This is a genomic window from Rodentibacter genomosp. 1 (assembly GCF_001999285.1).
GTDB lineage: Bacteria > Pseudomonadota > Gammaproteobacteria > Enterobacterales > Pasteurellaceae > Rodentibacter.
In genome coordinates this window covers 1-6,894 of record NZ_MLHN01000028.1, presented here as the reverse complement: position 1 = coordinate 6,894, position 6,894 = coordinate 1, and the positions used below count along the sequence as shown (strand labels likewise).

Genomic DNA, 6,894 nt, shown 5'->3' with positions numbered 1-6,894 from the left:
CATCTTCCCGTTGTATCAATCTTGTACGTCTATCCCATTTGGTTGCAGAGCGATAAATACTGTCAAACAGGAGATTTCTTCCTCCGACCTGAATTTTATCCGCTTCCGCTTTAGCATCCGCCCGCCAAATGGATTGCAAGCCTGTTTGCGCTAAAGCCGCGACTTCCGTTTTACCGGCTTTTGTGGATTGAATGTCGGTAATATGACTTTCTGCATTCCCTATACGACCCGTTAATGTAGCAAGACTTGATGCGGTGGCGTTATCACCTTGGGTGCGAGCCATTTGTTCTGCAGTGATTTTCGCCGCTAAATCGCTTTTCGCATTGTTTAAGCTTGCTTCTAATTGGCTAATCTTCGTCGCTGTCGATCGATTGAGCCGGCTAATTGACTGCTCGGCCTCGGTAATTTTCCCCTCAGCGCCCTGCATTCTGGTCGTTAATGCGGTGACGTTGTCAGCCGTGGTTTTATCCTTAGCCGCTTGTGCTGCTTGATACGCCGTGATATTTGCCGAAATATTGTCAATATTCCCCTCAATATCCTCCGGTGCCGGTGTCCAGTCGGTCGCAATGTTGCCAAGTTCGAGTTTGGGTTTGCGGAACTTCACCGTGCCGGCCGTCGAGGTGGCAAGGATAAATCGCCAACCTTTAAAATGAGTTGGTTGTGTTGCAACACCGGTTACCCTCACTCTAGTCCATTGGTTAGGTGCAGGCGTTTGCCCTATCACAATAGGATTTGTCGCACCACCTTGAGAGAGATTCAGCCTATCTGCCCTTAAATTTGCCCAGTACTTAATATTACCATTCGCGTTATCATCCGGTGTCATCACCTCAAATGAGAATGTGACGGTTGCACCATCAGGAATATTGCTCAAACCACCTTCATAATTGTAATCACTGATTTGATACTGCTTCCAAGTACTGTTCTCTGAAGTGATAGTGAGAACCCCCTCTTCAATACTAAAGATAGCTTTAGTGCCTGAGCCTTGAGAATGATGCCATTTTCTTGCTTTAAATGTGCTATCCAACAGATAATTACGCCCTCCGACATTTATCCCATCAATCTTCGCATTAAGATTCCGGTTCATCTCACTCAATGCTGTCGTTTGATTCGACACACTACGCTGCAATTGGCTGATACCGCTTTCTGCGGCCGTCACCCTTGCGGTCAGAGCGGTTCTTTCTGTTGCTTGAGCATTATCACCTGCAATACGGGCATTGCGCTCTTCCGTTAACCCTGTGAGAGCTTGATTGGTTTTTGTCGTCAGTGTGACGAGGTGTTCAGCCTGCTGTCTATCCGTATTTTCTAAGCGGGTGATTGCAGTTCCACGGGCTTTCGCCTCATCTTGCACTTTCTTCGTCAGATTCGTGCTTTCGGTTCGAATAGATTGAGTGAGACGATTCACCTCTTGAGTGAGATTACCTTGCAGTTGTCTCACACCAAGATTGGCCGAATTAGCGGTATCTTGTGTCGAGGCCAGTTGCTCAATAAGCGTCGCATCAAGTTGGCTCGTTTCAATCTTCCCCTCTAAATCACTTGTGCTGACTTTGTGGGTATAAATTCGCCCGTTCCAAGTATATAACTTGCCATCAAGCGTATTATGAACTTGGTTATAGCCGGTAAAGGTATTGACATCCAATCCTTCTACCGTCTTAATCAGTTCAAGATTGCGTGCCGGAGCGGCAGTGTCAAAGACTTCATCAATGATATTTTTTGAGAGCTTTTCATTGAGCAGGTTCAATTCTTCGTCAATATCGACCGCACTTTCCGCCCGTAAGCCCGATTGTTGATGAAACGACCCGACATTCATTCCACGAGTATGACGTAGCCAGTAGTAACGTACTTGTTTTGCCCCCACTTCGTGGGTAAACATTCGAGCGGTGACTTTGGCGATACGTTTGGCGGTTTTAATATCGTCCGTTTCGGAGGCAAAAATCTCAGTAGCGGTGGCTTCGTTAACCCAATCCCATTCAAGGGTGATATTACCTAAACCACCTGTCGCCCTAACGCCCGTTGGTGCAGGTGGGCGGTCGATGGTAAAACGCTGTGTGCGTTCGTTGAGTAACTGACCTTTTTCGTTTCTTGCACGAATCACGACAAGATATTCACCGTTAGCAAGATTGCTTAAATCCAGTTCCGGTGATTTTAATCCAAGTCGAACATCAAAAAGATTATCTCCCTTATAGATTAAAATATCATATTTCACCAAGCCGTTTCCGCCACTCACATCGGCATTAATGCCAATACTGCCGTCAGGATTGGTGATGATTTGAATATCATTTACTTTCGGCACGACAAGGATACTGGTCGCTTTCGGTTCAAAAACCGCCCCGTTATCAACGATGGCTTCTTTCTGCGGTTCGTGTTGCAAGGCAACAATGGTGTATTTACCTTTGTCTTGCTCTTTCACACTTAAGGCACGAAATAATTGTGTGTTAATTCGTTGCGTGGTGAGTGACCAAACACCATATTCCGTCAAGCCTGTCGGTTCAGTCTCGAGGGTGACTTCCGCCCCATTTACTGACAAAATTTTAATATCTTGATGTTTTGCCTGTGCATTGATGTAGGTAAAATAACTATTTGCCGTGATATCGATTTCACGATCGAGGGTAACTTTCTTTCCGACAATTTTTAATACCCGCCCACCGATATTGGTGCCGGCATAATCAATATCTGCCACCTTGATAATATCGCCCGGCACGTGCATTAAGCCTTCCGCCCCTACCGTAAACGTCACGGTTTTGGTTTCCAGTTTTTCAGTCTGTAATAACCATAAGCCGGTACGGTGTGCTTGGCCACGGGACGTACAACCAAATGCGGTGATTTTCTTCACGTTTAAACCATTTTTTCGGATTGCCTCATCATCGGAAACATATTCAATGGTTTTTTCATAAGCATTGTCTTTATCCGCATATTCCACTTGGATCGCATTATGACGGGCTTTTTTGGCTGAAAAGGTGTAAGTAAACTCACCGTTTTCAACATTCGCATTGGTGTAAGTCCACACCGGATCGGACGGACGATCCATGACGACTGTGAGTTCTCGCCCATTCCATACCGGCATTGCGCGGAAAATCGAACAAATATCATTGATGACATCATAAGCCGCCCGCTGGTCGGTGAGCCACGCATTACAGGTAAAACGAGGCTCTTTACCGCCAAACCCATCGGGAACCAGCTGATCGCAATATTGCGCCACTTGATACAACGCCCATTTGTCCGCCCCAAACTCCCCTAGACGTTGTCCCAAGCCATAACGTTTGTTGGTGACGATGTCATAAAGCACCCAAGCCGGATTATCTGACCATGCCAATTTAAATGTGCCGTCCCACATACCGCGATATTGTCGGGTTATCGGGTTGTAATTTGACGGCACTTTGACTTTAATGCCTTTCACATCATAAGTGCGGTTGGGAATATTGGAGAAATATTCCGAATCAAATTTCACGCCAATTAATGCCGTGTTTGGATAAGTAAATTCCGTATCGATAATTTCCGTATAACTCGCCCATACCGTGTTATTTTGCAATCGCTGTGATTTACTGTCTGCGGTATTGCGCACAACTCGCACGGTAAAGGGTACGGCAGGCAAATTAGAAAAAGTATGCTGTTGTAAATACTGTGAACTGTATTTGCCGCTCATCGTTATCGGGTAGCTTTGATTGCCGATATAAACCGTTAAACTGACACTTGCGCCGTTCGTATCGCCCTGATCGTTTTGTTGAAACAGCGATTGCACGCCAAGGGTTAAACGCAGACGGGAAACTTTGCTATCCGTCACTGTACGGGTGATCGGCGTTGTTTTTCGCACCTGTGTGCCGACATTGATTTCTTTCTCTGAGGTATTAAAACCGGGAATAATCTCCTGAACTTGCGATCCCCTCCTGCCTTCAATCTGAACATTACGAAAATTGTAAGAATCGTCCCGATTTTTGATTGGGGTATTATCAAGATAAACGGATCTCATTCCCCTCGCTAAACCTGCAATTTCCCCTTCGGAAATAATTTCAACAATTTTGACAAGCTGTTTACTACGACCGCTTTCTTTTGCTTCAACCGGTGTACGTCCGCCACCGCCGCCACTTCCACCCATCATTCACTCCTAAATATTCGTATCTTGTGTTTCCACACCTTGTGAAATAATCAATGACCCCGTTCTGATTCGCCCATAAGCGAGTGGCATTGGTTTACCTTGAGCCACCATATTCGAGAGGTTAGAAAATGTCGTTGAGTTTTTCTTTTCTTTTTCATTTCCTTGTCCCGGCATTGAAGGCATTTTAGTGAGCATTTGAGACACGCCACCAAGCAAAAGCCCAACACCAAGATTACCAACGACCGCCCCCACGCCAGTCCAAGACATAGCGTAACCAACAACAACCATTACTGCGCCAACGATAGTTTGAAATAATCCCGCTTTTTTCGAGCCTTTTAACACCGGTGTAAAACAGACTAACATTCCCTCTTTTAACTGATAGAACATTCCCTTTTCTAAATAACGGCTATCAAGATAATCTTTGCCTATGCGGACTTTAAATAAACCTTGCTGTAAAAATTGGCGTAAATTCGGGATCTGACTGGTTAACGCCCGGACAATTTCTGCCGTATTGTTTACTTCTAAATTAAACTCATTGCCAAACTGTTTAAGGGCACCGTAAAATCTAACCTTGACCATTCTTTAAACCTCCAAATACTGTGCGTGTGCTTGAGCCAATAACCATCATAAAGATCACGTTTTGATAAGCGTTTTGGTGCGTGGTGCAAGACCATTTGATCACCAATATAAATCGCGGCATGATTCGGCACATCCGCCCCCACCTGAATTAAAATGACATCACCGATTTGTAATGCGTGTTGGTCTTTAACCCGCTCAAATCCTTCCTTTTCGATATTGTCGAGGTAAAGATTAAAGCCATCTTCCCACCAGTAATCATCACGTTCATACTCAGTCATTTCATAACCGGCAAGGCGATAAAAATCACGATAGAGCGTGTAACAATCCATTTTGCCGTGTTCAAATTCACGCCCGATTAATAATGGGATTTTTGGGAAAAGGTGAATTTGACCGTCACACACAAGCCAAAAATCCAGTTGGCTATAAAGCTGCGTTTGTAAATCGGCTTGCGATAGTTCAGGCTTGCCGTTTGGGTGAGAATGTACCAATGCCAATATTTCCCCCATTGATTCCGCCTTGAGATAATCATCCGATGAAATTTCAAAGTGGTTCTCTTTGTCTTCCGCCATATTTTCACAAGGCAAAAAGTGCGGTTGATTTTCACCTCGTTTTAAAACAACAAAACCGCAACATTCATGCGGTTCGGTTGATTTGGCATAAGCAATGATTTGATGATGTAATTTATCGCCCATTTTTACCCCAACTTATTCACGCTTACAAACCCACCGTAGTTGCGGGTGTTATTTCGTAATTTGCAACCGCTCAATAACCCACTGCATTTGTCCTTTTTTAAATCTAAAGTGGGTTTGTCTTTCTCGTCTGCGACTGCACGTCCCGTATAACCACATTCCACACCTCGATAAAGCCAACCGCAGGTTGCAGTAATCATACGCGCGCCAATTAATGCATTATCCGTTTCACTGGGCAAAGCAAGGGTAAATTGTGCTACATCACGCTTGAGTGAGGATAATTGCTCAATCACAAAATAGCTTAATGCCTCTTGTGTGGGGTCGGCTTGTTTGTTGCCGTCCGTAAAGTTTACCGCATCAAGATAATGCATATACACTAAACGTCGGCGTACAATAGCCCCCAAACATTGATCGAACCGATTACAAAGTGCGGTCAAAAATCCGTTAATATTGGCAAGGGTAAGCGTTGGGCGATTACTCGGTCCTTGTCCCGACATTTCAAAGCCTTCGGCTTTCACGCCAAAAGGAGCGTAAGTATTCCCCTGCCACACTATCGGCTGTGAGTGTTCATTTCTACCGGCATAAAACCGATACAGCTCACCATTCATCCCATCTGAATCTTTTAATCCGCGTAGATCTACCTCAAAGAGTTCGATCAGGGCGTTTTGCTCAAGTTTGGCAAGATCGAGTTTAAATTGGTTGGAAATAAGATTTGGCATAATTTACCACCAACGAATTGCATTAATTAAATTAGGCAACACCCAAACCATTCCGAAAATAAAACTTAACGTCACAACAACATAAGCAAAACGGCGGGCAATCGGGTCTTTTGAAATAACTTCTAGCATTTTCGCCACCTCTATATTAAAATTCATTCAGTTTGTTTCCTCTTTGTATGGAAAGTTGGAAATAAGAAACCCCGACAGGTTGCCGCCTATCGGGGTTTGTTTTTTTGACTTAAAACACAAAACTGCGGTCAAATTAAAGGTCAATTTTGCATATTAAGCAAAGGCACCACCCGGTCTGAAATTTGTGGTGATGGCGTTATTCGCAGCTCTTTCGGCAATATCCGTCATTGTTTTGAGCAGTTCAACGGTAATTTCTAAACCGTTATCAGTCTGTTTGCTTTCTACTTTGGCTTGTGCCGCCTCACCATTATTAATCACATTTACTTTGATATTAGTCTGTCCATTAGTTTGATGTACCGTTGGCACACCAACACCGCCACCATTAGCAAAACCACGAGGTTTTGAACGGGATTGATAATTGAGGTAATCAAGGTATTCAATACCCAATCGGCTTGTTGCTTCTTTGGTGATAACATATTCACCACGATGTACAATACCAGCCGGTTGATATTTTCCGCCTAAGCCGGTAAAACCGCCTTGCTCGAAACCGACCAGACCATCTCGATAGAACAACCAAGAGCCATCGGCATAACCTCCGCTACTTGCTCCTCCAAGAAACGACATATCAAAACCCATTGCTTTTCCGGCTGATTTAATGGCATTGAATATCATCATTTTGATGATCATT

The 6,894-nt window shown here is 44.3% G+C and carries 5 protein-coding genes and 1 pseudogene; all 6 read right to left on the bottom strand.

Translation table 11 applies throughout. From position 1 onward, the window contains the following. A partial coding sequence (locus BKK54_RS10935) for a host specificity protein J (RefSeq protein ID WP_077543101.1) occupies positions 1-4,093 on the bottom strand: 4,093 nt, incomplete at its 3' end. A 6-nt stretch (positions 4,094-4,099) separates the two neighbouring features. Next, complete coding sequence (locus BKK54_RS10930) at positions 4,100-4,669, bottom strand: tail assembly protein (RefSeq protein WP_077543100.1); 570 nt, start codon at positions 4,667-4,669, stop codon at positions 4,100-4,102. Next, positions 4,612-5,361, bottom strand: a complete 750-nt coding sequence (locus BKK54_RS10925) for a C40 family peptidase (RefSeq protein ID WP_077543099.1) — start codon at positions 5,359-5,361, stop codon at positions 4,612-4,614. Before BKK54_RS10925 ends, BKK54_RS10930 begins: the two co-directional genes overlap by 58 nt. Positions 5,362-5,363: 2 nt before the next feature. After that, positions 5,364-6,077: a phage minor tail protein L gene (locus BKK54_RS10920; protein WP_077543098.1), complete on the bottom strand. Its 714-nt coding sequence runs from the start codon at positions 6,075-6,077 to the stop codon at positions 5,364-5,366. A gap of 3 nt (positions 6,078-6,080) precedes the next feature. After that, positions 6,081-6,206, bottom strand: coding sequence for a hypothetical protein (locus tag BKK54_RS12185; protein WP_256856248.1), 126 nt, complete (start codon positions 6,204-6,206; stop codon positions 6,081-6,083). A 153-nt stretch (positions 6,207-6,359) separates the two neighbouring features. Beyond that, a pseudogene (locus tag BKK54_RS10915) lies at positions 6,360-6,894 on the bottom strand (tape measure protein); the annotation flags it as partial.

Coding starts and splice junctions, on each gene's coding strand:
- BKK54_RS10925 (WP_077543099.1), bottom strand. CDS start 5,361: ATGGGCGATAAATTACATCATCAAATCATTGCTTATGCCAAATCAACC.
- BKK54_RS10920 (WP_077543098.1), bottom strand. CDS start 6,077: ATGCCAAATCTTATTTCCAACCAATTTAAACTCGATCTTGCCAAACTT.
- BKK54_RS10930 (WP_077543100.1), bottom strand. CDS start 4,669: ATGGTCAAGGTTAGATTTTACGGTGCCCTTAAACAGTTTGGCAATGAG.
- BKK54_RS12185 (WP_256856248.1), bottom strand. CDS start 6,206: ATGCTAGAAGTTATTTCAAAAGACCCGATTGCCCGCCGTTTTGCTTAT.